The 516-nt window shown below is 41.5% G+C and carries 1 protein-coding gene; it reads right to left on the bottom strand.

The features are described from left to right. Window positions 1-109 precede the first annotated feature (109 nt). Window positions 110-516: alanine racemase C-terminal domain-containing protein (locus ACWHAR_RS32070; protein WP_452089047.1), on the bottom strand; the 407-nt coding region annotated here is incomplete at its 5' end.

Genomic DNA, 516 nt, shown 5'->3' with positions numbered 1-516 from the left:
AGGTATAAATATGTTGAAAATCTCTCTTCTTATAGGAGGGATTTTTTAAGTTTCAGAAAAAACAAAATCCCTCTGGTAGAGGGATTTTGATTCAGCATTTTAAGATGTTCTACACGTATAATACTGGAGTTGATACTTTAAAAATCTCGCCATCTCTTATATAAAAACGAGGGATGCGTCGGCTTAATGTAGACACGACTTCATAGTTAATCGTATTGAGCATTTCAGCCACTTCATCAACGGAAATCTCGGCTCCTTTTTGCTTACCGTAAATCACGACTTCGTCTCCTTGTTTACCTTCACCGTTTTCTCCTAAACTGACCATGATCATATCCATTGTTACTCTTCCCGCCACTGGCACTCGTTTTCCGCGATGAAGAACAAATCCGCGATTGGAAAGGGCACGAGAATAGCCGTCAGCATAGCCAATCGGGAGTGGAGCAATTACTTCATTAGGTTCTGCGATGTATGTAGCACCATAGCTAACGGTTCGGGGTTCTGTCCGCATGGTTTTCA

Source organism: Bacillus sp. LR--39 (assembly GCF_053613335.1).
This window is presented reverse-complemented; position numbering and strand designations above follow the sequence as displayed.